This is a genomic window from Pseudomonas sp. S3(2024) (assembly GCF_036861315.1).
GTDB classification, from domain to species: Bacteria; Pseudomonadota; Gammaproteobacteria; order Pseudomonadales; family Pseudomonadaceae; genus Aquipseudomonas; species Aquipseudomonas putida_A.
Map to the genome: position 1 here is coordinate 46,242 of NZ_JAZAQQ010000005.1, position 23,649 is coordinate 69,890.

The 23,649-nt window shown below is 61.7% G+C and carries 23 protein-coding genes; 14 read left to right on the top strand and 9 right to left on the bottom strand.

Going from position 1 to position 23,649, the window contains the following annotated elements:
* Position 1: 1 nt before the first annotated feature.
* The 3 genes from VLA07_RS14295 to VLA07_RS14305 form a co-directional block, all read right to left on the bottom strand.
* Positions 2–949 (bottom strand): bifunctional helix-turn-helix transcriptional regulator/GNAT family N-acetyltransferase, encoded by a 948-nt coding sequence (locus VLA07_RS14295; protein WP_150368843.1) that lies wholly within the window; start codon positions 947–949, stop codon positions 2–4.
* Between the two features lie 217 nt (positions 950–1,166).
* Positions 1,167–1,508 (bottom strand): hypothetical protein, encoded by a 342-nt coding sequence (locus VLA07_RS14300; protein WP_095136448.1) that lies wholly within the window; start codon positions 1,506–1,508, stop codon positions 1,167–1,169.
* 86 nt (positions 1,509–1,594) lie between these two features.
* Positions 1,595–2,239 carry an ATPase gene (locus VLA07_RS14305; RefSeq protein WP_333989508.1) on the bottom strand — a complete coding sequence of 215 codons (645 nt, stop codon included), beginning with the start codon at positions 2,237–2,239 and terminating at the stop codon, positions 1,595–1,597.
* 170 nt (positions 2,240–2,409) lie between these two features.
* On the opposite strand from VLA07_RS14305, the gene VLA07_RS14310 reads away from it, so the two are divergent.
* The 5 genes from VLA07_RS14310 (at position 2,410) to VLA07_RS14330 (ending at position 8,503) form a co-directional block, all read left to right on the top strand.
* Complete coding sequence (locus VLA07_RS14310; protein WP_047598324.1) at positions 2,410–2,658, top strand: hypothetical protein; 249 nt, start codon at positions 2,410–2,412, stop codon at positions 2,656–2,658.
* A 103-nt stretch (positions 2,659–2,761) separates the two neighbouring features.
* Positions 2,762–3,919: a GGDEF domain-containing protein gene (locus VLA07_RS14315; RefSeq protein WP_333989509.1), complete on the top strand. Its 1,158-nt coding sequence runs from the start codon at positions 2,762–2,764 to the stop codon at positions 3,917–3,919.
* 8 nt (positions 3,920–3,927) lie between these two features.
* Positions 3,928–4,422, top strand: coding sequence for a PaaI family thioesterase (locus VLA07_RS14320; RefSeq protein ID WP_098964346.1), 495 nt, complete (start codon positions 3,928–3,930; stop codon positions 4,420–4,422).
* A gap of 204 nt (positions 4,423–4,626) precedes the next feature.
* Positions 4,627–6,171 (top strand): class I SAM-dependent methyltransferase, encoded by a 1,545-nt coding sequence (locus VLA07_RS14325; RefSeq protein WP_333989510.1) that lies wholly within the window; start codon positions 4,627–4,629, stop codon positions 6,169–6,171.
* 202 nt (positions 6,172–6,373) lie between these two features.
* A complete protein-coding gene (locus tag VLA07_RS14330) occupies positions 6,374–8,503 on the top strand; it encodes a TonB-dependent receptor family protein (RefSeq protein ID WP_333989511.1) in 2,130 nt (709 codons plus the stop codon).
* A gap of 37 nt (positions 8,504–8,540) precedes the next feature.
* Here VLA07_RS14330 and VLA07_RS14335 read toward each other — a convergent pair whose 3' ends face one another.
* A complete protein-coding gene (locus tag VLA07_RS14335; RefSeq protein ID WP_258679482.1) occupies positions 8,541–8,909 on the bottom strand; it encodes a lysozyme inhibitor LprI family protein in 369 nt (122 codons plus the stop codon).
* A 41-nt stretch (positions 8,910–8,950) separates the two neighbouring features.
* Here VLA07_RS14335 and VLA07_RS14340 point away from each other — a divergent pair, with 41 nt between their 5' ends.
* The 5 genes from VLA07_RS14340 to argE all read left to right on the top strand — a co-directional run bounded on the left by VLA07_RS14340 (position 8,951) and on the right by argE (position 13,168).
* Positions 8,951–9,181, top strand: coding sequence for a hypothetical protein (locus VLA07_RS14340; RefSeq protein WP_027613005.1), 231 nt, complete (start codon positions 8,951–8,953; stop codon positions 9,179–9,181).
* A gap of 251 nt (positions 9,182–9,432) precedes the next feature.
* Positions 9,433–10,752 (top strand): flavin-containing monooxygenase, encoded by a 1,320-nt coding sequence (locus VLA07_RS14345; protein ID WP_333989512.1) that lies wholly within the window; start codon positions 9,433–9,435, stop codon positions 10,750–10,752.
* Positions 10,753–10,810: 58 nt separating this feature from the next.
* Positions 10,811–11,227: a RidA family protein gene (locus VLA07_RS14350; protein WP_003225869.1), complete on the top strand. Its 417-nt coding sequence runs from the start codon at positions 10,811–10,813 to the stop codon at positions 11,225–11,227.
* Positions 11,228–11,345: 118 nt separating this feature from the next.
* On the top strand, positions 11,346–12,023 hold the full coding sequence (locus VLA07_RS14355; protein WP_333989513.1) for a DUF1028 domain-containing protein: 678 nt from the start codon (positions 11,346–11,348) through the stop codon (positions 12,021–12,023).
* Positions 12,020–13,168: an acetylornithine deacetylase gene (argE, locus tag VLA07_RS14360; protein WP_333989514.1), complete on the top strand. Its 1,149-nt coding sequence runs from the start codon at positions 12,020–12,022 to the stop codon at positions 13,166–13,168. Before VLA07_RS14355 ends, argE begins: the two co-directional genes overlap by 4 nt.
* A gap of 24 nt (positions 13,169–13,192) precedes the next feature.
* On the opposite strand, the gene VLA07_RS14365 is transcribed toward argE, so the two are convergent.
* Positions 13,193–14,104, bottom strand: a complete 912-nt coding sequence (locus VLA07_RS14365; RefSeq protein WP_333989515.1) for a LysR family transcriptional regulator — start codon at positions 14,102–14,104, stop codon at positions 13,193–13,195.
* A gap of 360 nt (positions 14,105–14,464) precedes the next feature.
* Between VLA07_RS14365 and VLA07_RS14370 the strand changes: the two genes are divergently transcribed.
* Positions 14,465–15,880 carry a purine-cytosine permease family protein gene (locus VLA07_RS14370; protein ID WP_096796404.1) on the top strand — a complete coding sequence of 472 codons (1,416 nt, stop codon included), beginning with the start codon at positions 14,465–14,467 and terminating at the stop codon, positions 15,878–15,880.
* 104 nt (positions 15,881–15,984) lie between these two features.
* Positions 15,985–16,608, top strand: a complete 624-nt coding sequence (locus tag VLA07_RS14375) for a glutathione S-transferase family protein (protein ID WP_333989516.1) — start codon at positions 15,985–15,987, stop codon at positions 16,606–16,608.
* A 3-nt stretch (positions 16,609–16,611) separates the two neighbouring features.
* Here VLA07_RS14375 and VLA07_RS14380 read toward each other — a convergent pair whose 3' ends face one another.
* Positions 16,612–17,274 (bottom strand): M24 family metallopeptidase, encoded by a 663-nt coding sequence (locus VLA07_RS14380; RefSeq protein ID WP_285373803.1) that lies wholly within the window; start codon positions 17,272–17,274, stop codon positions 16,612–16,614.
* Positions 17,275–17,357: 83 nt separating this feature from the next.
* Complete coding sequence (gene ptrR, locus VLA07_RS14385) at positions 17,358–18,236, bottom strand: putrescine utilization regulator PtrR (protein WP_115990545.1); 879 nt, start codon at positions 18,234–18,236, stop codon at positions 17,358–17,360.
* Positions 18,237–18,339: 103 nt separating this feature from the next.
* Here ptrR and VLA07_RS14390 point away from each other — a divergent pair, with 103 nt between their 5' ends.
* Complete coding sequence (locus VLA07_RS14390) at positions 18,340–19,731, top strand: aldehyde dehydrogenase family protein (RefSeq protein WP_333989517.1); 1,392 nt, start codon at positions 18,340–18,342, stop codon at positions 19,729–19,731.
* A 132-nt stretch (positions 19,732–19,863) separates the two neighbouring features.
* Here VLA07_RS14390 and VLA07_RS14395 read toward each other — a convergent pair whose 3' ends face one another.
* Positions 19,864–21,408: an MFS transporter gene (locus VLA07_RS14395; RefSeq protein ID WP_333989518.1), complete on the bottom strand. Its 1,545-nt coding sequence runs from the start codon at positions 21,406–21,408 to the stop codon at positions 19,864–19,866.
* Positions 21,409–21,510: 102 nt separating this feature from the next.
* Here VLA07_RS14395 and VLA07_RS14400 point away from each other — a divergent pair, with 102 nt between their 5' ends.
* Complete coding sequence (locus VLA07_RS14400; RefSeq protein WP_333989519.1) at positions 21,511–22,407, top strand: LysR family transcriptional regulator; 897 nt, start codon at positions 21,511–21,513, stop codon at positions 22,405–22,407.
* Between the two features lie 3 nt (positions 22,408–22,410).
* Here VLA07_RS14400 and VLA07_RS14405 read toward each other — a convergent pair whose 3' ends face one another.
* Positions 22,411–23,580 carry a DUF1624 domain-containing protein gene (locus VLA07_RS14405; protein WP_333989520.1) on the bottom strand — a complete coding sequence of 390 codons (1,170 nt, stop codon included), beginning with the start codon at positions 23,578–23,580 and terminating at the stop codon, positions 22,411–22,413.
* Between the last annotated feature and the right edge of the window lie 69 nt (positions 23,581–23,649).

Genomic DNA, 23,649 nt, shown 5'->3' on the forward strand with positions numbered 1-23,649 from the left:
ATCACGTCCGGTGGCGGGTGAACTGCTGTTCCGTCACCACGCTACCCCACTGACTGCCCTGCTCTTCCATGGTCAATTCGAACCCGGCCGCTTCGTACAGTCGGCGCGCGGCGTCTAGGCCCTTGAAGGTCCAGAGCTGGATCGCATCAAAACCCTGCTGATCGCAAAACTCCACTGCCGCGCTCAGCAGTTGCCGGCCCACGCCACTGCCGCGGCAGCCGTCGTCGAGGATGAACCAGCGCAAATGCGCCTGATTGTTGCCCAGATCCTGGCCGTCGATTGCGATCGAGCCGACGATGCGCTCATCAAGCGTGGCTACCCAGATCTGGTTGCAGGGCTGATCGAGGCGCCCGACAAACTCCGCCGTTTCACGGGCGACGCGGCTTTCAAAGATCGCGCCGAAACCGGAATGCCGCGAATAATAATCCGCATGCATTTGCGCCACGCGGCCGATCAGCCCGGGGCGATAGCCGGCGCTGATGTGCAGGTTCGGCGTAAGTGGCCGGTCGGCGCCCAGACGGATGGTCTTGAGCGCATGCGCGTAGGTTGACAGGCCCTGCGCCACGCTCTGTTGTTGCGACGGATTGAGCGTGTCCAATGCTTTGCTGACCTGGGCCTGGCCATAGGCATGAATGTCGGCGACGGTCTGCCGGCCCTGCGCCGTCAGGTGCAGATGCTTGACCCGCGCGTCCTCGGCGGCACGCTCCTCGATCTCCCCGGCCTTGATCAGTTTGCCGACCATGCGGCTGACACTGGACTTTTCCAGACCAAGGCTTTGCGCCAGTTGTGCAGCGCTGACGCCGTCCCCGGCCTCGATTTCCAGCAATGCGTGCACGCCGGAGGCGGAATAGTCGGTCGCCGCCAGGGTGGCGCGCAGGAAACCGAATTCACGCACCATCGTGCGCGACGCTGTACGGATTTCTTCGATCAAGGCTGTAGGGATACTCATGACACACCACCGCTGAAATTTAGTTGTACTATACAACCATATTTCAATATGACGGTGCAAGAAGCCGACGACGCCGGGCGAGCGGTCGATTGTCGGCGTCGCCACAGCAGCAAACGTCAGACAAAAAAAGCCCCGCAACCGAATGAGGTGCGGGGCAAAGTATTGGTTGGTTGCGGCCAACCAAAGGAGCTCGGTCAGAACGGTTTGCGCAGCCGGGTCAGATGCAATCCTGGGCAGCGCGTTCAAAACTGGAAGGCAGGAAATTCGAGGCCAGCAAGTGACGCTCGTAGATGAACACCTTGCCGCCGTTGCCGGCCTTGTAGGCTTCCAGCACGTTGTCTGCCGACACCTTGCTCGGCACCACGATGCGGTAGCTGCGCTGGGTCTGCGAAACGGTCGGGTTCAGCGCACTGCCCTGCAGCTTGGGCACCACGCAATCGGCGTATTGCGCCGGAGTCTTGTTGGTCTGCAAGGTCAGCGTCGGATCGTTCGGTGCGGAGGCGCAACCGGCGAGCAGCAAGGAGGCAACGGCCAGGGTCGGGGCAAACAAAGCACGCATCGGGGTAATCCTGAAAATAAAGGTTCGGTTCAACCGGCAGCGGTTCAGCGTCACGGCGCCGCCGCTGCCCTTTTGGTTTTGAGTGTTCAGCTGGAAGCCACCAGCGCCTTGAGCGAGGCATCGAACTGCTTCAAGGCATTGAGTTGCAGGTCACGTTGCTGCTCGATCTGCGCGGCAATCTCGTGCGCCGCTTTGTCGTGCACCCAGACCGACGAAATCTGTTTCTCCACCGAGCCCTCGGCTTTGCCGATGTACTGCAGGTCGGCATCGTAGAAACGCGCGATGAAATGCGCCTCGTACAGGCTGTTCTGCTGAGTCAGCAAGCGGTTGAAGGTGTCCAGTTTCACCACGATGTCCGGATGCGCCAGAATCAGTGCATCGAGGTTGTCGTAAACCGTCACCGACATGAACTGGCGTTGCAACGAGCTGAGCAACCAGTCGATCGCCAGTTCCGGGTCGGAGCTGCTGACAAAGGCTGCGCGAATTCGCGGATCCAGTGCATCCTTGGCCCCGTGCAGCGCCGTATCGTGGTAGCGCGTCAGGTATTGCAGGTTTTCCCGGGTGTTTTCGCTGTACAACACACCCACGGTCTGTGAATGCTGCAAAGTCGCGCTGCTGCCGGCGATTGGCTGAAGATGACACGCACAGGCGTCGTCGGCGTAAGACGGTGCCGTGGCTACCATGCCGCTCATCAGCAGAGCGGTCAGCGCCAGTCGGGTCAGTGTCTTCATCGCGCAATTTCCTTGAGCTGCGTTTTCAATGAGGGCAATTTTCCGCCTATTGCCAGCAAAGCTGAACTTGCGTTTCGTGATGGTCACTATTACTTCTAGCGATAGTTACCGACGATAAAGACGGGTACACACTCATCCACAATGAATAAAACAACAGTGAGGACGCCAATTTGAGAACCTTTGACCTGATCCGCGACGCGGTTTTGCAGGACTTTCGCGAGCGGGTGGCGGAATACCTGGTGCAGTACGAAAACGTGTTGCTGGACAAGGACATCACCGATGCGCAGCTCAAGCGCGATACCGCCAATCAGTTGCGTGGCTATTTGCGCGGGTTGAACACCACCCGGGTGCTGGGCATGGCGTACTGGGAAGAACTGGATCGGCGGGTCGTCGACACTTGGCTCACGCCTCACGAATGAGCGTGGACGCCGGTCGGTGATGATCGTATGCGGCGCCTGCCAAAACGGCCCCGAACGCTTACAATCGGCGGCCTTACCGACCTTCTGACAGGCTCCCCCGGAAATGCCGCTCGACCCACCAACGATGCTGACCATCTCGATCGCTCTCGCAGCCGCCGCCGCGCTGTATCTGGCGGTCGAGTGGCGCAGCATTCGTGAGCCTTCGCTGCTGTTCTGGAGCGCCGGTTTCGCCACCATCACCATCGGTTCCACCCTGGCCCTGCTGCGCAGCAACGGCTTTTTGCTGATCGGCATCTGGTTCGCCAACGGCTTGCTGGTGACCGCGCACTTCCTGTTTCTGCTGGGGGTGGCGCGCTTTACGCAGATCCGCCTGTCACCGGCCTGGTACCTGATCTTCGTCTGCTGGCTGGTGATGCTGTTGCTGCCGGACGGGCCGCTATGGTCGAAAGTCATGCTCGCCGCCAACTCGCTGCTGGTCGCTGCCTCGACGCTCAAGGCCAGCCTGCTGCTGCGCCCGCATGGCAAATCGCTGAGCGTCGGTGCGGTGCAATTGCGCTACGTGCTGCTCGGGCATGGGATTTTCTATGTGGCCAAGGCCCTGACCGTAGTGATCCCCGGCACGCTGATCGACCTGGCTGCGTTCCGTGGCGTCATCATCCAGATCTCGCTGGTCGAGGGCGCGATGGCGATCATGCTGATCGCACTGTCGATGACCGGCACCGAACGCTACCGGCGCGAGGAGCAGATCGCCCGACTGGCCGCCCGCGATCCACTGACCGCGCTCTACAACCGCCGCGCCCTCGACATGCGCGCGCCGGGCCTGCTGCGGGGCGTGTCTGCGGCGCATCCCGGCGCCCTGCTATTGATCGATATCGACAACTTCAAATCGGTCAACGATCAGTACGGCCACAGCGCCGGCGACCGTTTGCTGGTCGCGTTGAGCGAAATGATCCGCGCCGAGACCACCGATGAGGCGCTGGCCGCCCGTTTGGGCGGCGACGAGTTCGTGATTTTGCTGAGCAACGCGCCGAGTGATCACATCGTCAGACTGGGCGACGCCCTGCGCGATCAATTTCAGCGCAGCGCCGCCCAGGCATTCCCCACCGCCGAACCGGTGACACTGAGCATCGGCGCAACGCTGTTCAACCAGCCACCGGCCAGCCTCGCGGCATTGATCGAACAAGGCGACGCCGCGCTGTATGAATCCAAGCGCGGCGGCCGCAACCGCCTGCGCCTGACCGGGCTCACCACTTCAGGATGATCAGACCCATGACCCGTTCCGAAACGCCTCTGCAAGACCTCGCCGCCCCCGAAGGCGTCTGCTACGGCTGCGGCAGCCGCAACCCCCATGGCCTGCACGTCAAAAGCTACTGGCACGAGGACGGCGTGCACGTCATGGCCGAACACCTGCCGGACGACAAATACTGCGGCTGGCCAGACCTGGTATACGGCGGCCTGCTGGCAATGCTGGTCGACTGCCATTCCAACTGGACCGCGATGGCTTACCACTACCGCGCCGAACAGCGTGCACCGGGCAGCCTGCCGCGCATCGACTGCGTCACTGGCAACCTCGGCCTCAAGTTCATCAAACCCACACCGATGGGCGTCACCCTGACCTTGCGCGCCAGGGTCGAAGGCGACGTCGGGCGCAAAACTCGGGTGATCTGCGAGGTGTACGCCGGAGAAGTGCTGACGGCGGTGGGCGATTCGGTGTTCGTGCGGGTCGATACCGGGCAACTGGCGGACGCGGCGCACGGGCGCTGACTCCTACAGGGCATGGTGCTCGAATTAACCCGGGCGCTGGCCCGAAAGACTGCATGACCGATTTGCGGCCCACAGCAGCGATGGCAGACAGACGTCTAAACGCCTCGGCAATCGTAAGATTCACTTACATGTTTTTCCGCTTGTGGTGCACATTGCCAACCCCTTATAAGAGCGGCTCTCACTCGCGAATTGAAGGATGCACCCATGAGCAATGCCTGGAACGAAGGGTATTTCACCGACGAGGGCTACACCTACTCGTACAGCCGGGAAATCAACCCGGTGTTCCAGCGCTTTTGCCTGTTGCTGCGTGGCTTTGCCACGCTGGAGAACGCCGGCGGCTACCACTGCGAACTGGGCTTTGGCCAGGGTGTTTCCATCAACATCCACGCCGCCGCCAACCCGGGCAACTATGTCGGCACCGACTTCACGCCATCTCAGGCCGCGCATGCCATCGCATTGGCGAACGACTGGAACAGCCAGGCCCGTCTGTATGACGACAGCTTCGAGCAACTGCTGGCCCGCGATGATCTGCCGGCGTTCGACAGCATCAGCCTGCATGGCATCTGGTCCTGGGTCAGCCGCGACAATCAGCAACTGATCGTCGAGTTCGCCCGTCGCCACCTCAAGCCCGGCGGCATGTTATACGTCAGCTACAACTGCTTCCCGGGCTGGTCGCCTTCGGCGCCCCTGCGCAATCTGTTCAGCCTGCACAATCGCTTTGCCAGCCAGGCCTCGACCAGCCCGGCCAAACGCATCGATGCCGCGATGGAGTTTTCCGAAACGCTGTTGGCGGCCAATCCGAAGTACGCCAGAGCGGCGCCGGCCCTGGGTGCCCAGTTGCAGAGCATCAAGGGCCAGAACCGTCAGTACGTGGCCCACGAGTATTTCAATCGCAACTGGGACTGCATGTATTTCATCGACGTGGTCGATGCCATGACCGCAGCCAAACTCGACTACGCCACCACGGCCGTACCGCTGGACACTGTGGCTGCGCTGAATCTGAGTGCAGAGGGCATGGACTTTCTGGAAGGTATCGAGCACCCGATCATGCGCGAACAGGCGCGCGACTACTTCATCAATCAGAACTTCCGCCGGGATCTGTACGTACGCGGCGCCAATCGGCTGTCTGCCGCCGAGCAACGCGATGGCCTGCTGAGAACGCGTTTTGTCCTGCTGCAAGCGATTGAGAGCATTCCCGGCACGGTCACAGGCCCTGCGGGCGAGGCGTCTTTACAAGCGGACATTTACCGCCCGGTGCTCGCAGCGCTCGCCGCCAATGCCTACGAAGCGAAAACCTTGCAGCAGTTGTCGATAGCCGTCGGCTCCGTGTCTTACGACGACCTGGTGCAGGCTGTCACCGTGCTGATCGGCATGGGCGTCGCCGCCCCGTGCCAGAGCGAAGCCGCCGAAAGGCAGGTGCAGGAACGTTGCGACACCCTCAACCTGCAACTGTGCAAACGCGCGCTGTTCAACAACAACATTCAGGTGCTGGCCAGTCCGGTCACCGGCGGTGGCGTACCGATCAGCCGCGTGCAGCAGTTGTTCCTGATTTCGATCAAGCAAGGCATGACCGACCCGCAAGACTGGGCGCAGTTGGCGTGGGCCGTCATCGGTGATCAGGGCGAAGTGCTGCACAAGGGTGACCAGCCGCTGCTCACAGCCGAAGAAAACCTTGCCGAGATGACCGAACAGGCCCGGGCATTTGCCCAGACACCGCTGGACATTCTTATAGCGCTGAAGATTGCTTGATCCTGATATACGCCGGGCGACTGGCCGCGATAGAAGCGGCCAGTCGTCTGCGTGTATGGCCCTGACTGCCGCCTCCTGAGCCTTCCTGCCCCCACCTGCCACGCAGCGCCCCGTTAAAAAAGCAAAATTGCCATGTGTTTCCGTCGTTCCTTCTTGCGTCGCACTGTTCATTGCCCGTTCCTGTCTGCCTGGAGTTTCTTCGATGCCGTCGCCCAAATCCCTGCCCTCTGCCCTGCTGGGCCTGGCCCTCGCCTGCCCGGTCATGGCCGAGGAACCCAAAGGCATGGAGTTGGGACAAGTACTGATTTCGGCTGAAGAACAAAGCGGCGCCGATGCCTCCGTCGCCGAGGCCCAAGCCCGTCTGGCGCAAGTGCCAGGCGGCAGCAACGTGGTCGACCTGCGCCAGCCGTTGCAGGGCCGGGTGGCGAGCAATCAGGATGTGCTGGCGTATCAGCCTGGGGTCTACGCGCAATCGGCGGGTAATGAAGGGGTGAAAATCTCGATCCGAGGTTCGGGGATCAACCGCGCACCGGGCGCGCACGCTTCGGGGTTGTACACGATGCTCGACGGCCTGCCGCTGACCGGCCCCGGCGGCACGCCTTACGAATTGCTCGAACCGCTGTGGCTCGACCATGTGGAGGTGCTGCGCGGCGCCAACGGCTTTGATCGCGGTGCACTGGCACTGGGTGGCGCCATCGATTACGTCAGCCACACCGGCTACGACGCGCCGAAATTGCAGGTGCGCTATGCCACCGGCAGCCACGGTTATCAGCAGCGTCAGGTGAGTTCCGGGCAGGTGCTGGGCGACTTCGATTACTACGTGTCGCTGACCGACTCGAACGCCGACGGCTATCAGGATCACACTGCCAGCGAGAGCAAAGGCGTGATCGCCAACTTCGGTTATCGCTTCAATCCGAACCTGGAAACCCGCTTCTACTTCCGCTATCGCGAGACCGACAACGACCTCGCCGGCCGCGTGACCAAACACTCGATCGAGCACACTCCACGGGCGGCCAACCCGGCCTACGTGACGCGCGATGACAGCCGTAAACAACCGGGCAGCACCTTCATCGGCAACAAGACCACCTACTACATCGACGACGATTCGAGCATCCAGACCGGGCTGGTCTATCACGACTACCCGATGGACCTGCGCGAAGGCCCGAACCGTCTGAAAGTGGCCTACACCGACGTCAGCGGCACGTTCGATTACAAGCGCCGCGACACCCTGTTCGGCATGGAAAGCCGCAGCACTGTGGGCCTGCGCACCACCAAACACCTGCCCAACGACGGCGCCAGTGAGTTCGTGCGCATCCCGTCCGGCAACACCGCCGCGTATGCCCCGGGCACCCGCATGCGCAACTTCACCTATCAGGGTTCGGACACCGTTCTGCACGTGGGCAACGACCTGGAAATCGCCGACGACCTGTGGCTGACCACGGGCCTCGCCGCCATTTACACCCGCCGCGAAAGCGCCGTCACCTACCCGCAAAGCGGCGGCAAGACCAGCCTGAACGACTGGGATTACGCGCCACGTCTGGGCCTGCGCTATCAGGTCACGCCGGACCTGCAAGTGTTCGGCAACCTCAGCCGTTCGGTCGAAGCACCGCACCCATGGTCGCTGATCTACAGCTCGAACATCCGCTTCCCGGCCGGCAACGGTGCGGCGACCGGCACTCAGAGCGACCCGATCAAACTGCAGAACCAGACCGCGACCACCCTCGAACTCGGCGGTCGCGGCGACAGCGCGCTCGGCCAGTGGAGCCTGGCGTGGTACTACGCCCAAGTGCGCCACGAATTGCTGTCGGTACTGCCGGACGCCAACGCCGTCACCCCGTACGAACTCAACGCCAGCCCCACCGTGCACCAAGGCGTGGAAGCCAGTCTGCAGAGCACGCTGTGGTCAGCCGCCGACGGACGTAAATTGAGCCTGCGTCAGGCCTACACCTTCAGCGACTTCCACTACCGCGACGACCAGCGTTTCGGCGACAACCGCCTGCCCGGCCTGCCGATGCACTATTACCAGGGCGAACTGCGCCACGACTGGCCACAAGGTTTCTTCGCAGCGGTCAACACACAACTGGTGTCCAAGGTCGCAGTGGATTACGCCAACAGCTACTACGCCGATCCCTACGCACTGCTCGGCGCCACCGTCGGCTACAACGCGCCGAAAAACGACTGGCAAACCTGGCTCGACTTGCGCAACCTGACCAATAAGCACTACGCCGCGACGGTGACGCCGGGGTATGACGACAAGGGCCAGGACGCGGCGCGGTCTACGCCGGGTGAAGGGTTGGGGGTCTATGTCGGGGTGTCGTGGAGTTTGCTTTGACGGCATGACCTGACCAGCAGCAGAAAAACGCAGCGGGTCAAAACGGCCCCTGCGTCATCACTCGCGTCTCGATGATGTTGCGCAACGCAACGACGCGCTTCTGATACAGCTCAGTCAAACAATCGACCTTCGCACCACAGGCCTTGCGGCTTTTGAGGAAGGCCTGCTGCTCACCGATCAGAGCATCGCGCCCGCCCATCGGCAGCAGGCGTTTATCGAGGCTGAACAGCTCGCCCATGGTCACGTCCAGATCGTTCAGCGTGCGGTTGGCGCAGACGGCTTTTTCGTCCGCCGCCCGGGCCTTGGCGCAGTCGAAACTGGCCGCCTGAACCGTCTGTGTAGCAATCAATAGTGCGCAGCCGAGGGCGGCAGCGGTTACCCGTGAAATTTCTCGAACTCGCGTCATGTCGTCGTATCCAACGTTGTAAGCCAATGGAGGTATGAAAAATGAAAAACACCGATGACCGCAAGCCTGCAACCCCTCATAACGCACCACCGCTCGATGCGGCGGGTAAACCGGTGGATGTGGTTCGCCGGGATCTGCAGGACAGTGACGACGACACCAAAGCAGTAGACGAGGTGCTGACGCCAACCTCGATCCGCACCAAGGAACAGGAGGCCGAGGAACTCAAGCGCAAGACCGATGCGATCGAACGCAAGGTTGCCGACGGCAACTGACGCGACACTCCCCCCTCCTTAAAGGAGAAATTTTCCTTGTCTGTCCCGGGTTTTCCCGCCCGGGACAACCCGCCCCTGCCCTGCAAGCCGCGTTTTTACTGGCTTCCCCCCCTCTGCTTCAGCAATTTGTATTCACAGCCCAGCTTAATAATATTTTACCGATACCCCCCTCCTGCCTAGTCTGACCGCAAGCAAAACGGACAAGCCTGAAGCGATCCGAATCCACTTGCCTTGCCAGGAAGGATGTAGAAATGAGCAATGAAATAATAAAAACAGACACGCTTGTTGTGGGGGCCGGACAGGCGGGTGTGGCGATGAGCGAGCACCTGAGCAAACTCGGTGTGCCGCATCTGGTGCTGGAACGCAGCCGCATTGCCGAACGTTGGCGCACCGGGCGCTGGGACTCGTTGGTGGCCAACGGTCCGGCGTGGCATGACCGCTTTCCGGGGCTGGAATTCGATGATGTAGATCCCGATGGTTTCGCCCCCAAGGAGCGCGTGGCGGACTATTTCGAAGCCTATGCGAAGAAATTCAACGCGCCGATTCGCACCGGGGTCGAGGTCAAAAGCGTGGTGCGCAATGTCGGGCGTCCGGGCTTCACCATCGAGACTTCCGAAGGAATGATCGAGGCCAGCCGCGTGGTCGCGGCGACCGGGCCGTTCCAGCGTCCGGTGATCCCGCCGATCGCCCCGCAAGACCCACGCCTGTTGCAGATCCACTCCGCCGACTATCGCAATCCGCAGCAACTGCCCGACGGCGCAGTGCTGGTGGTCGGTGCCGGTTCGTCAGGCGTGCAGATCGCCGATGAATTGCAGCGTTCCGGCAAGCAGGTCTATCTTTCGGTCGGTGCGCATGACCGTCCGCCGCGTGCCTATCGCAACCGTGATTTCTGCTGGTGGCTGGGGGTGCTCGGCGAGTGGGATCAGGCGGCGATGAAACCCGGCCGCGAGCATGTGACCATCGCGGTCAGCGGCGCGCATGGCGGGCGCACCATCGACTTCCGTGGTCTGGCCCATCGCGGCATGACCTTGGTCGGCGTCACCGAGTCGTTCAGCAACGGCGTGGTGACCTTCAAGCAGGACCTGCGCGACAACCTCAAGCGCGGTGACGAGAACTATCTGGCGCTGCTGGATGCCGCCGATGCCTACATCGAGCGCAACGGTCTCGACCTGCCGGAAGAACCCGAAGCACGCGAAACCTATGCGGATCCCGAGTGCGTGAAAAATCCGCTGCTCGATCTGGATCTGGCCGAAGCCGGTATCACCTCGATCATCTGGGCCACCGGGTTTGCCGTGGATTATTCCTGGCTGCAGGTCGCCGCGTTTGACGACAAGGGCAAACCGCAGCACCAGCGCGGAGTGTCCAGTGAGCCGGGGGTGTATTTCCTCGGGCTGCCATGGCAGTCGCGCCGTGGTTCGTCGTTCATCTGGGGCGTGTGGCATGACGCCAAACACGTGGCCGATCACATCGCCACCCAGCGTAAATACCTCGATTACAAGGATGCCGAGCAGCGTGAAGCCGCCCTGCATTCGACCGCCAGCACGAAAGCCGCCGATACCGTCGACGCTTGATTGCCCTCTTTCGCGGCGGTGCCCGGTGCGCCGCTGAACACTCAGTCTGGAGCTGTACATGAGCAAGCCAACCCACACCCGCATCCGTATGTTCAACACCAAGGACACCTACCCGAATCAGACGCTGGACAATGATTTGTGCCAGGCCGTGCGCGCCGGCAATACCGTGTATGTCCGGGGTCAGGTCGGCACTGATTTCGACGGCAATCTGGTGGGCCTCGGTGATCCGCGCGCGCAGGCCGAACAGGCGATGCGCAACGTCAAACAGTTGCTGGAGGAAGCCGGCAGCGACATGAGCCACATCGTCAAGACCACCACCTACCTGATCGACCCGCGCTATCGCGAGCCGGTGTATCAGGAAGTCGGCAAGTGGCTCAAAGGCGTGTTCCCGATTTCCACCGGGCTGGTGGTGTCGGCACTGGGGCAGCCGCAGTGGCTGATGGAGATTGATGTGGTGGCGGTGATTCCCGAGTAAGTCGGCAGACCGAGTCGCGGCCATCGCGAGCAGGCTCGCTCCCACATTGAAATGCAATCCCCTGTGGGAGCGAGCCTGCTCGCGAAGAGGCCGGCCCAGACACACAAGGAGTTAGACCATGACCTTTTCAATCGCAGCCCGTTGCCCCGATACCGGCCAGTTCGGTGTCGCCATCAGTTCCTCCAGCATCGCCGTCGGCGCGCGTTGCCCGTGGCTGTTGCCGGGTGTCGGCGCGGTGTCGAGCCAGAACATCACTCTGCCCTCCCTCGGCCCGGAAGTCCTGGCGCTGATGGAGCAAGGCCACGCGCCCGACGCTGCGCTGGACCAGGTGCTGACCCGCAACGGCTACAGCCAGTACCGGCAGATCACCGCGATCAACCACCTCGGCCAGACCGCGCATTTCAGCGGCGCGCAAACCCTCGGCGTGCACAACGCAGTCTGCGGCGAGCAATGCGTGGCCGCTGGCAACATGCTCGCCGGGCGTGCGGTCATCGAGGCGATGGTCCGCGCCTTTGAAGACGGCGAAGGCCAATTGGCCGATCGCCTGCTTAAAGCCCTGCACGCCGCACAGGCCCTCGGAGGCGAAGCTGGACCAGTGCATTCGGCGGCCGTGGTGGTGGTCGGCGAACAGACCTGGCCGATCGTCAATTTGCGCATCGATTGGGCCGACGAAGACCCGATCGGCCAGTTGCAAAAACTCTGGGACGCCTATCAGCCGCAGTTGCAGGACTATATTGATCGCGCGCTCGACCCGGCCAAGGCGCCGGGCTATGGCGTTGCCGGTGATGATCGATGAACAGCGTCGGGTTGCTCAGGACGCTGGTGGGCTTCGACACCACCAGCCGCGAATCCAACCTGCATCTGATCGAGTTCGTGCGCGACTATCTCGCTGACTTCGACGTGCCGTGCGAGCTGATCTACAACGCCGAGCGCAGCAAGGCCAATCTGTTCGCCACGATTGGCCCGGCCGAGCAACCGGGCATCGTGCTCTCGGGGCACACCGATGTGGTGCCGGTCGATGGTCAACCCTGGACAGTAGCGCCGTTTGAACTCAGCGAGCACGACGGCAAGCTGTTCGGGCGCGGCACCGCCGACATGAAGGGCTACATCGCTTGCGTGCTGGCGCTGGTGCCGGCGCTGGTCGCTGCAGAGCTGCGCATGCCTGTGCACATCGCCCTGTCCTATGACGAAGAAGTCGGCTGCCTCGGGGTGCGCTCGTTGCTCGCCGAGCTGCAGCAGCGGCCGGTCAAACCGCTGCTGTGCATCATCGGTGAACCGACCGAGTTGAAACCGGTGCTCGGCCATAAAGGCAAACTGGCGATGCGCTGCGACGTGCACGGCCATCCGTGTCATTCGGCCTACGCACCGCTGGGGGTCAACGCCATCGAGTACGCCGCCGAGCTGATCGGTGAGCTGGGGCGCATCGGCCAGCAACTGAAGACGCCCGAGCATCACGACGCACGTTTCGATCCGCCCTACAGCACAGTACAGACTGGGGTGATCAGCGGCGGCAAAGCGCTGAACATCGTCCCCGCCGATTGCCGCTTCGACTTCGAAATCCGCGCCCTGCCCTCGCAGGATCCGGACTTGGTCGCGCAGCAGTTGCAGGCCTACGCCGAGCAGCAAGTGCTGCCGCGCATGCTGGCAGTGAGCGAGCACAGTGCGATTCGTTTCAGTGAGCTGTCGGCCTATCCGGGCCTGGCCACCGATGCGCAGAGTCAGGCCGCGGAGCTGATTGCGGCGTTTTGCGGTTCACGGGAATACGGCACCGTGGCGTTCGGCACCGAGGGCGGGCTGTTCGATGCGGCGGGTATACCCACCGTGGTCTGTGGCCCCGGCAGCATGGATCAGGGGCACAAACCTGACGAGTTTGTCAGTCGTGTGCAACTCGATGCCTGCGATGCGATGCTGCAACGGATGCTGGCCTCGATTCGCGCCTGATCCTTTCGGCCTGACTGCCTGCCTTCAAGCGTGCAGTCGGGCCAATTCCTCACGGCAATGATCAACGAACAACTGCACCGGTTTGGTCAGTTGCACCCGACGCAACCAGGCTGCCGACAAGCCCGAGCCGGTCACGGTTTCCGCCAGCGGCACGCACACCACTTTCTGCCCGTCGTAGGTGTACTCGCCGAACGGTCGGGTCACCAGAATCGAAAAGCCGAACCCACGCCCGACCATGCCGCGCACCATCTCGATCGACGGTGAGCTGAAGACGATATGCGGGGTCAGTCCGCGCTCCTCGAAAATGCTCACGAAGTAGGTACGGCTGGGCACCACGTCGAGCAGGATCATCGGCTCCAGCACCAGATCGTACAGCGAGACTTTAGCCTGTTGTGCAAAGCGATGGTCGGCCGGCAGCAACGCATAGGGCTGCTGCGGCGGCATCAGCGGCATGGTGTCGATGGTGGTGTCGAGGTCATGTTCAAACAGCATCGCCACATCGATGCTGCCGGCGGTCAGCGCCTGTACCAGCTCCTGCTGCTCGCCATCGCGAATACGGATTTCCACCCCCGGCCAGCGCTGCTTGAACCCGGCGATCAGGCGCGGCAGGTACAGCGGCGCGACGGTTTCGAAACAGCCGATATCGATCTGCCCGGAGACCACATCGTTATCCGCCAGCGCGTTCTGCTCGAACTCATGCGCCACCCGCAGCAATTCCAGCGCCTTGCGATAGAAACGCGAGCCACTGGGCGTCAGCGACACGCCCTGGGCGTGATGACGGATGAACAGCTGCACGCCGAAGCTTTCTTCCAGATGCTTGATCGCCGTGGAGACCGACGGCTGGGCGATATAGAGCTTGCGCGAGGCTTCGGCGACGCTGCCGCAATCGGCGGTGGTGACGAAGTATTTGAGCTGGCGCAGGTTGTAGGCGGCCATATAAAACCTCTGCAAGTGAGACAACGCTTTTGTGGTGAGGGAGCTTGCTCCCGCTTGAGTGCGCAGCACTCACAATATCGGGGGAATGGTGCCGTTTGGGGCCGCTTCGCTGCCCAGCGGGAGCAAGCTCCCTCGCCACAGGAAAGGGTTCGCCTCTGAAAGTTTTTGTTATTGATCACTGTTGAACATACCGGACAGCCCCCAGACCCGGGGCATATATTTTTTAAGGTCTGAAGCAACAAACTTACTAATTTATCTATCCCGGGCCTTTGCACATGATCGCTTCAACAAGAAATGCGCCGTCCGTGTCGGCGCTTACCGAAGTACGTCCACGTACTCATCCTTGCCTTGGAGTTCGTCATGTCCACCTCTGCAACAACGTCCGCGCCGCTCATTGAAAAACACACGATAGGATACGTGCCCCCCGAAGATCGCCACGGAAAGGTCAGGGATCTGTTCACGCTGTGGTTCGGCGGCAACATCGCGCCGTTGCCCATCGTCACCGGCGCGCTGGGCGTGCAGTTGTTCCACTTGAATCTGGTCTGGGGCATCGTCGCGATTCTGGTCGGTCATCTGGTCGGCGGCGTGCTGATGGCGCTGCACTCGGCGCAAGGCCCGCAGATGGGCATTCCACAGATGATCCAGAGCCGCGCACAGTTCGGCTCGCTCGGTGCTCTGCTGGTGGTGCTGATTGCCGGGGTCATGTACATCGGCTTCTTTGCCTCCAACATCGTGCTGGCCGGCAAGTCGCTGCACGGCGTGGTCGACAGCGTGCCGGTGCCAGTCGGCATCGTCATCGGCGCCCTCGGTTCGGGGATCATCGGCATCATCGGCTACCGCTTCATCCACGTGCTCAACCGCATCGGCACCTGGGTGCTGGGGATCGGCATCGTCGTCGGTTTCGGCTACATCTTCACCCATATTCAAACCGACGACTTCCTCACCCGCGGCAGCTTCAACCTTTCCGGCTGGCTCGCCACCGTGTCGCTCGCCGCGCTGTGGCAGATCGCGTTTGCGCCTTACGTGTCCGACTATTCGCGTTATTTGCCGGCCGACGTCAAAGTCTCGTCGACGTTCTGGACCACGTATCTGGGTTCGGCGCTGGGCTCGAGTCTGGCGTTCATCTTCGGTGCCGTCGCCGTGCTGGCGACACCCGTGGGCATGGACACCATGGATGCGGTCAAGCTCGCCACTGGCTCGATCGGCCCGCTGATGCTGGTGCTGTTCCTGCTCAGCGTGATCAGCCACAACGCCCTCAACCTGTACGGCGCGGTGCTGTCGCTGATCACTCTGGTACAGACCTTTGCCTATCGCTGGATTCCGACCGCCAAAAGCCGTGCGGTGATCTCGATCATCGTGCTGCTGGCCTGCTGCTTTGCCGCCGTCGGCGCGTCGAAGGACTTCATCGGTCACTTTGTCGACATGGTGCTGGTGTTGCTGGTGGTGCTGGTGCCGTGGACGGCGATCAACCTGATCGACTTCTACGCCATTCACAAGGGCCAGTACGACATCCAGTCGATCTTCCAGGTCGACGGTGGCATCTACGGACGTTACAACCCGCAGGCGTTGCTGGCCTATGCGATCGGCATCGCGGTGCAGATCCCGTTCATGAACACCCCGCTGTACGTCGGCCCGGTGTCGGCGCACATCAACGGCGCCGACCTGTCGTGGCTGGTGGGGCTGCTGGTGACCTCGCCGCTGTACTTCTGGCTGGCCAGTCGTGACAGCGCCTATCGGCGGCGGATGATGGGCGGGAAACTGGTGGGCAGTCACTGAGATTGATTCGATGTAAAAAGAAGGCCCGCCATGCGCGGGCCTTCTGCGTTGTGGTGTGGTATTTCTTGATGCCCCGACAGGCACCCACGAGACAGGGAAAACTCATGCTGCGAATTCTGGGCAAGGCGTCATCGATCAACGTGCGCAAAGTGCTGTGGACCTGCGCTGAACTGCAGATCCCGTTCGAGCGTGAGGATTGGGGCTCGGGCTTCAAACCCACCGACACCCCGGAGTTTCTCGCCCTCAACCCCTGCGCCATGGTGCCGGTGATTCAGGACGGCGATTTCACCCTGTGGGAATCGAATACGATCATTCGTTATCTGGCAGGCGCCTATGGCGGCGCCGACCTCTACCCCGCCGAGCCACGAGTTCGTGCGCGGGTCGATCAGTGGATCGACTGGCAAGCGTCGGAGTTGAACCGGTCGTGGTCGTATGCGTTCATGTCGCTGGCGCGTCAGTCACCGGATCATCAGGACAGCGCCGCGTTGCTCAACGGCGTCGAGCAATGGTCGCAGACCATGGGCATCCTCGATCAACAGTTGCAGAAGACTGGCGCCTACGTCAGTGGCGAGCAGTTTTCCCTCGCCGACATCCCCATCGGGCTGTCAGTCAACCGCTGGTTCGAAACGCCGCTCGCGCATCCGGACTATGCCGCCGTCAGCGCGTATTACCAGCGTCTGAGCCAACGCGAAGGCTTTCGCCTGTACGGCAGAAACGGTACGCCGTGACAATCAGATCAACAGATCTTCATAAAACGCGCCGAACGGTCGCTGCGGGTGGGCGATCTGGATTTCCAGAATCCACACCCCGGCATTTGGCGTCTGGTCGAAATCGCCGAGATTGCCGCCGCGATGGATCGCGTGAGGGAAATCGCTGACGCGGTGGCCCTTGATGTCGAGATTGAGTTTCCAGCCCATGGCTTCGGCCTGATCGCTGGCGTAACGGTACAATTCGACACCGCTCACGCCTTGGCGCCACAGTGCCTCGACACGCTTGAACAGCTCCTTGGACGCCGCCGCGCAGGCGATCATTTCCGGATCGGAGCCGGTGGTGAAGGTTGCGCCGGCATCGCCTTCGTGCCCCTGCCAGACCACGCCCATGTCAATGAAGAAAATATCGTTGTCACCGAGCACCGGATCGCCTTCGGAACGCTCCTTGAACGCCTTCAGCGTATTGGCGCCGAAGCGAATCAGCAGCGGATGCCAGATGCGGTCCATGCCCAGTTCGGCGAGGATCTGCTTGCCCCGCTCCTGGGCTTCGGACTCGCGCATGCCGGGCTTGATCACCCTGGCGATGGCATCAACGGCGTTCCAGGTCAGGCCCTGCGCATGACGCATCGTTTCCAGCACAAACCGCTCACCGACTGCTTCTTTTCCGCTCAGGGCTGCACTCATTTGCTTGTTCCTCATGGCTACGCTGTATAGTTTTTTATATTGCGAAACGCCGATCAAGATACAGTCATGACACAACGTGTCAATTACTCTTCCGCACGCACCACCCCGCGCTCCTCCAGCAAACGCACGAACATGCTCAAGCTGCGCGACACCGTGCCCCGGCGCCACACCAGCCAGGTGGTCAGATAGCGAAAATCCGCCGCCAGCGGCCACACGCTCACGGTTGCGCTGCCAGGCATGCTCTGCAGCATTTTGCGCGGCATCAGCGCCAGCCCGGCGCCGGCACTGACGCAGGCGAGCATGCCGTGGTAGGACTCCATCTCGAAAATCTTGCCCGGCACGGCAGCGTCGGTGCTGAACCATTTTTCGAAGTGATGCCGGTAGGAGCAATTGGAGCGGAACGCGTAGATGTTCTCGCCGTTCACATCCGCCGCGCGCTGCACCGGGGGGTGATTGAGTGGCGCGATGATGACCATCTCTTCCTCGAACGCCGGCACGCCTTCCAGCGCCGGGTGCAGCACCGGGCCATCGACGAAGGCCGCCGCCAATCGTCCGGAGAGTACGCCGTCGATCATTGTCCCGGACGGTCCGGTGGACAGATCCAGATCGACCTTGGGATGCAACTGGTTGTACGCCGCCAGCAGTTCGGGGATGCGCACGGCGGCGGTACTTTCCAGCGAACCGAGGGGAAATGCGCCCTGCGGTTCTTCACCGGCGACCGTGGCCCGCGCTTCCTGCACCAGATCGAGAATGCGCCGCGCGTATTCGAGAAAACTCCAGCCAGCCGGTGACAGACGCAAACGGCTTTTCTCGCGAATGAACAGATCGACGCCCAGATCCTGCTCCAGCTGTTTGATCCGCGTGGTCAGGTTCGATGGCACGCGATGAATCTGCGCCGCAGCAGCGCTGATGCTGCCGTGCTCGGCAACGGCCTTGAAGATTTCCAGCTGCACCAGATCCACAGTCATTCTCCAATCGTGAAAGAAACGATCTTTATTATTCAGTTTCCAGAAAACAAACGCCACCCTACTCTAGGCCCATCCACTGAACTCGCAGGAGCCAGCCATGAGCCAGATTTCCAGCCAGACCCACGCCATCTCGATCAACCCCGCCACCGGCGAGCAGATCGGTCACTACGCCTTTGAATCCGCCGAAGCCCTCGACGCTGCGCTGACCCGCGCCGCGTTCGGTTTCTCGAAATGGAAACGCAAGCCGCTGCAGGATCGCTCCCGCGCCCTCACCGCCCTCGCTGGCGCCCTACGCGAAACCGCCGAAGCCATGGCGACCATGATTACCCTGGAAATGGGCAAGCCGATCGCCCAGGCCCGTGGCGAAATTGAAAAATGCGCCAAGCTCTGTGAGTGGTACGCTGAAAACGGTCCGGCGATGCTCGACGCCGAACCGACTCAGGTTGAAGGCGGCAAGGCGCGCATCGAGTACCGACCACTCGGCCCGATCCTCGCGGTGATGCCGTGGAACTTCCCGATCTGGCAAGTGCTGCGCGGTGCCGTTCCGGCGCTTATCGCCGGCAACACCTACGTGCTCAAGCATGCGCCGAACGTGATGGGCAGCGCCTACCTGCTGCGCGACGCGTTCAAGCGCGCCGGTTTCGCCGATGGCGTATTTGAAGTGATCAACGTCACCCCGGAAGGCGTTTCCACCGCCATCGCCGACCCGCGTATCGCTGCTGTAACCCTGACCGGCAGCGTGCGCGCCGGCATGGCCATCGGTGCTCAGGCCGGTGCCGCGCTGAAGAAGTGCGTGCTGGAACTGGGTGGTTCCGACCCGTTCATCGTGCTCAATGATGCGGATCTTGATGAGGCCGTGCAGGCTGCCGTCATCGGTCGCTACCAGAACTCCGGCCAGGTCTGCGCCGCGGCCAAGCGCCTGATCATCGAAGAAGGCGTGGTCGAAGAGTTCACCCGCAAATTCGTCGAGGCCACGCGTCAATTGAAAGTCGGCGATCCGCTGGCCGCCGACACCTACATCGGGCCGATGGCACGTTTCGATCTGCGTGATGAACTCGACCAGCAAGTGCGCGACACCCTCGAAGAAGGCGCCACCCTGTTGCTCGGCGGCGGTAAGGCGCAAGGCCCGGGCAACTACTACGAGCCAACCGTGCTGGCCGATGTCACCGACCGCATGACCTCGTTCAAACAGGAACTGTTCGGCCCGGTGGCATCGATCATCACTGCCCGCGATTGCGCCCACGCCATCGCCCTGGCCAACGACAGCGACTTCGGCCTGACCGCGACGATCTACACCGCCAACGTCGCACTGGCCCAGCAACTGAGCAGCGAACTGGACACCGGCGGCGTGTTCATCAACGGCTATTCGGCCAGTGACCCGCGCGTGACTTTCGGCGGCGTGAAGAAAAGCGGTTTCGGTCGCGAGTTGTCGCACTTCGGCGTGCGCGAGTTCTGCAACGCGCAGACAGTGTGGCTGGATCGTAAATAATCAGGACTCCAACACGCACTGGTGGGAGTGGGCTTGCTCACGAAGGGGCCGGCATGTTCAGCATTGATAGTGACTGACCTGACGCCTTCGCGAGCAAGCCCGCTCCCACACTCGAAAATTCCGCACACACCGCTATAGCAAGTCGGGCGCTGTTTTTTGCGGCTGCGCAACCGCCCGCCCCTTGCTCAACAACCCGAGCACCACCGCCGCCGAGGCCAGGGTAATCAGCGTAAGGACGTGCAGCAGGTACTGAAACGCCGTGGCATAACCCTGCACCAGACGCTCTTTGGCCAGCCCCGGAACGGTGTTGAGCGCATGCGCCATGTCCCCCGTGGTGACCCGGTGCGCGGTCTCGGCAATCAACGCCGCATCGACACTGCCTGCCACTGCCCCCGTCAGATCGGTATGCAGCAGCGAAGTCAGCACGGCGCCCACCACCGCCAGCGCAATACCCTCACCCACCACGCGCACGGTATTGAAGATCCCCGCCGCCATCCCCGCGCGCTCCTTCGGTACGACGCTGACCGACAGACCATCCATCAAGCCCCACGGCAAACCGGTGCCAATCCCGATCAACAGCATCGCAATGACCAAGGCGGATTTTGGCTCGCCGACGTTGTACAGGCTCAACCCGTGCAAGCCCACCGCAGCGATCAGAAAACCGATCCCCGAGAGAATCCCCGCCGAGACAAACCGGGTCAGCGACGCCGCCAGCATCGGTACCACCAGCATGGGCGCCGACAGCGCCAGCAACAGCAGGCCGGCATCGATTTCGCTCAAGCCTTCCACGCCGATAAAGCGCAATGGCAACATCACCACCAGCACGATGTAGCAAAAACAGGTGCCGATCGGCAGCATCTGCACGCCGATGAAGCGCGGAAAACGCAACAGGGTCAGATCGAGCATCGGATGTTTGACGCGCTTTTCGATGATCACGAACAACCCCAGCAACAATGCCGAAGCACTCAGCAGACCGACCACCAGCGGGCTGCCCCAACCGCTTTCCGGGGCCTGAATCACGCCGAAGGTGAACAGCGCCAGCATCGCACTGAAGGTGATCGTGCCCGGCCAATCCAGTCCCGTGGCATCCGGGTTGCGGCTTTCGCGCATGCGCGGCAGGCCGAAGACCATGGCGATCACGCCGATCAGCGCGGTGAAAACAAAAATCGCCCGCCAGTTGAACGCCTCGATCAATGCGCCGGCCAGCAGCGGCCCGAAAGCCAGACCAATGCCGAATGTGGTACCGAGTACGCTGTATGCACGGGTTCGCGCATGGCCTTCGAATTCCTGCGCCAGCGACGCTGAGCCGCTGGCCAACGCCGCAGCACCGGCCACGCCCTGCACTGCACGCAGCCCATCCAGCCAGTACACCGACGGTGCCAGGCTCTGCGCAATCGATGCTGCGGTGAACAGCAACATGCCGAAGCTGAACAGGCGTTTACGCCCATAGACGTCGGCCAACGCGCCCGCCGCCACCAGCAAACTGCCGAATGACAACATGAACGCATTGGTGATCCAGGTCAGGGCCACGGGGCTGCCGCCCAGATCACGGCCAATGGCGGGCGTCGCCACCGCGCCACCGGTAAAACTCAAGGGCAGTACCAATGCCGACAGGCACACGGCCGCGAGGATCAGCACCTTGTTATGCGCGCCTGGTTGATGAGCGACCGTTGTCATGCATTCATCCTTTAAAGAAATTGCCAGGCTGCGACTTTAAGGCCGTTGGATTGATGCGATAATCCCAGCAATTTTGCATGACTTTGTGAAAGGGATTCACAGATGAAATCACCCTCAGCGGCAGACCTTTGCGTATTTCTCTGTACGGCGCAGCACTTGAATTTCAGCAAGGCCGCCGTCGAACTCGGGCTCACCCCGTCAGCCCTGAGCCATTCGGTAAAGGCTTTGGAGAATCGCCTCGGTGTGCGTCTGTTCAATCGCACCACCCGCAGCGTGGCGTTGACCGAGGCCGGTGAGCGCTTTTACGCGCGCCTGAAACCGGCGTTCCGCGACATTGACGATGCACTGGAAGACCTCAACCATTTTCGCGACAAACCCACCGGCAACCTGCGTATCACCTGCGGACGCCAGGCGTGCGAACTGGTATTGCTGCCGATTGCCAGCGAGTTCTTGCAGACGTATCCGGACATTCGCATGGAGGTGGTCGAAAGCGAAGCGTTGCTGGATATCGTCGCTGGCGGATTTGATGCGGGCGTGCGCTTTGGCGATCGACTGCAGGCCGACATGGTCTCGCTGCCGATTGGCCCGGCGATGCGTTCGGTGGTGGTGGCTTCGCCGGCATTCCTTGAACGCCATCCTGCGCCGCAAAAACCCGAAGATCTGCACGACTTGCCGTGCCTGCGCCACCGCTACCCCAGTGGCGCCCTGTATCGCTGGGAATTCGAACGCGATGGCATTGCCCAGGAAATCGAGGTCAACGGCCCGCTGACCCTGGGCGACGTCAGCTTGATGGTCGGCCCTGCACTGCAAGGCCTGGGATTGGCGTATGTGTTCGATGACATGGTCAGCGAACACTTGGCATCGGGGCGTCTGATCCAGATGTTGGCCGACTGGTGCCCTTACTATCCGGGCCTGCATCTTTACTACCCGAGCAGGCGCCACGTACCGGCGCCGCTCAAGGCTTTTATCGACTTCGCGCGCGAGCGCAGTGGTCACTAGGGCTTACAGATATTTCAGCCAGGCAATATCGCGGCGCCGCGATTTCAGCGCGGAAAACCAGCGCACCGCCGGGTACAGCGCAACCGCCAGCAGCACCGACACCAGCCAGATCGCCGCGACTGAATCGAAGCCGAAATAGCTACCGTGGTTAAGGCCGAACAGCGCCACGGCAATCAGATACAGCACCTTCAGCACGTACAGGTGCAACAGATAAAAGAACATCGGTGCCGAACCGAAGACCGTCAGCCAGCGAATCCAGCGGCGCGTCTGCAGCCGTTCGAACAGCAGCAACAACAGCAATCCGACGCTCACCGTCAGGCTGATGAACAGCAGCGATGGCGGGTACTTGGTGATGTTGAAAAACGCCATCAACGTTTGCACGGTCGTGTCTTCGACCGCCCAAGGCTTTTCGCCGTATCCGTTGAGCAACCGCAGCCCGACGAAACCCAGCAGTCCGGCGATACCAGCCAGCAACAGGCACTGCTGACGAACTCCGGCGTCGGCCGCACGGGCAAACCACGGGCCCAGCGCATAACCCAGACCGATCACGCCGATCCACGGCAACAGCGGATACGAAGTGCGCAAGCGCAGACTGTCACCGACCTCGATCCAGCCCCGATCATGCAGGATCGCCCATGGCACATGCAGTGCCGACTCCAGCGCGAAATGCAGCCCGTCCAGCAGGTTATGCCCGGCAATGATCGCCAGACTTAGCGTCAGCAACAGCCAGCGCGGCAACCAGACCAGCAGCGACAACCCGATCATGCTCAAGCCAATCGCCCAGATCACCTGCAGATAGATCACGCTCGGCGGCAACTGAAACGTCCAGGCAAAGTTCACCAAGGTGAATTCCAGCACCACCAGAAACAGCCCACGCTTGAACAGGAAGGCACTGACATCGGCCTTGCCCGCGTACTTCTCGCCGAACAGCCACGCAGACAATCCGGTCAGCAACACGAACACCGGTGCGCACAGATGCGCCAACGTGCGACTGAAAAACAACGCCGGCTCGGTGCTGGCGATGTCCATCGGGTCGGACACCTGACGATGCAACAAAAACGTTTCACGCACGTGATCCAGCAGCATGAACAGGATCACCAGACCGCGTAACGCATCAATGGACAGCAAGCGGCCGGTCGGCAGCGGGTTGGAACGGGTACACACAATCGTCATGGAGATTTCGCCAACGAGCAAATGAATCAGGGGATCGCAACCGCACGCCCCGCCAAAAATTCGCGTTAC

Coding starts and splice junctions, on each gene's coding strand:
- VLA07_RS14295 (WP_150368843.1), bottom strand. CDS start 949: ATGAGTATCCCTACAGCCTTGATCGAAGAAATCCGTACAGCGTCGCGC.
- VLA07_RS14300 (WP_095136448.1), bottom strand. CDS start 1,508: ATGCGTGCTTTGTTTGCCCCGACCCTGGCCGTTGCCTCCTTGCTGCTC.
- VLA07_RS14305 (WP_333989508.1), bottom strand. CDS start 2,239: ATGAAGACACTGACCCGACTGGCGCTGACCGCTCTGCTGATGAGCGGC.
- VLA07_RS14315 (WP_333989509.1), top strand. CDS start 2,762: ATGCCGCTCGACCCACCAACGATGCTGACCATCTCGATCGCTCTCGCA.
- VLA07_RS14320 (WP_098964346.1), top strand. CDS start 3,928: ATGACCCGTTCCGAAACGCCTCTGCAAGACCTCGCCGCCCCCGAAGGC.
- VLA07_RS14325 (WP_333989510.1), top strand. CDS start 4,627: ATGAGCAATGCCTGGAACGAAGGGTATTTCACCGACGAGGGCTACACC.
- VLA07_RS14330 (WP_333989511.1), top strand. CDS start 6,374: ATGCCGTCGCCCAAATCCCTGCCCTCTGCCCTGCTGGGCCTGGCCCTC.
- VLA07_RS14335 (WP_258679482.1), bottom strand. CDS start 8,909: ATGACGCGAGTTCGAGAAATTTCACGGGTAACCGCTGCCGCCCTCGGC.
- VLA07_RS14340 (WP_027613005.1), top strand. CDS start 8,951: ATGAAAAACACCGATGACCGCAAGCCTGCAACCCCTCATAACGCACCA.
- VLA07_RS14345 (WP_333989512.1), top strand. CDS start 9,433: ATGAGCAATGAAATAATAAAAACAGACACGCTTGTTGTGGGGGCCGGA.
- VLA07_RS14350 (WP_003225869.1), top strand. CDS start 10,811: ATGAGCAAGCCAACCCACACCCGCATCCGTATGTTCAACACCAAGGAC.
- VLA07_RS14355 (WP_333989513.1), top strand. CDS start 11,346: ATGACCTTTTCAATCGCAGCCCGTTGCCCCGATACCGGCCAGTTCGGT.
- argE (WP_333989514.1), top strand. CDS start 12,020: ATGAACAGCGTCGGGTTGCTCAGGACGCTGGTGGGCTTCGACACCACC.
- VLA07_RS14365 (WP_333989515.1), bottom strand. CDS start 14,104: ATGGCCGCCTACAACCTGCGCCAGCTCAAATACTTCGTCACCACCGCC.
- VLA07_RS14370 (WP_096796404.1), top strand. CDS start 14,465: ATGTCCACCTCTGCAACAACGTCCGCGCCGCTCATTGAAAAACACACG.
- VLA07_RS14375 (WP_333989516.1), top strand. CDS start 15,985: ATGCTGCGAATTCTGGGCAAGGCGTCATCGATCAACGTGCGCAAAGTG.
- VLA07_RS14380 (WP_285373803.1), bottom strand. CDS start 17,274: ATGAGTGCAGCCCTGAGCGGAAAAGAAGCAGTCGGTGAGCGGTTTGTG.
- VLA07_RS14390 (WP_333989517.1), top strand. CDS start 18,340: ATGAGCCAGATTTCCAGCCAGACCCACGCCATCTCGATCAACCCCGCC.
- VLA07_RS14395 (WP_333989518.1), bottom strand. CDS start 21,408: ATGACAACGGTCGCTCATCAACCAGGCGCGCATAACAAGGTGCTGATC.
- VLA07_RS14400 (WP_333989519.1), top strand. CDS start 21,511: ATGAAATCACCCTCAGCGGCAGACCTTTGCGTATTTCTCTGTACGGCG.
- VLA07_RS14405 (WP_333989520.1), bottom strand. CDS start 23,580: ATGACGATTGTGTGTACCCGTTCCAACCCGCTGCCGACCGGCCGCTTG.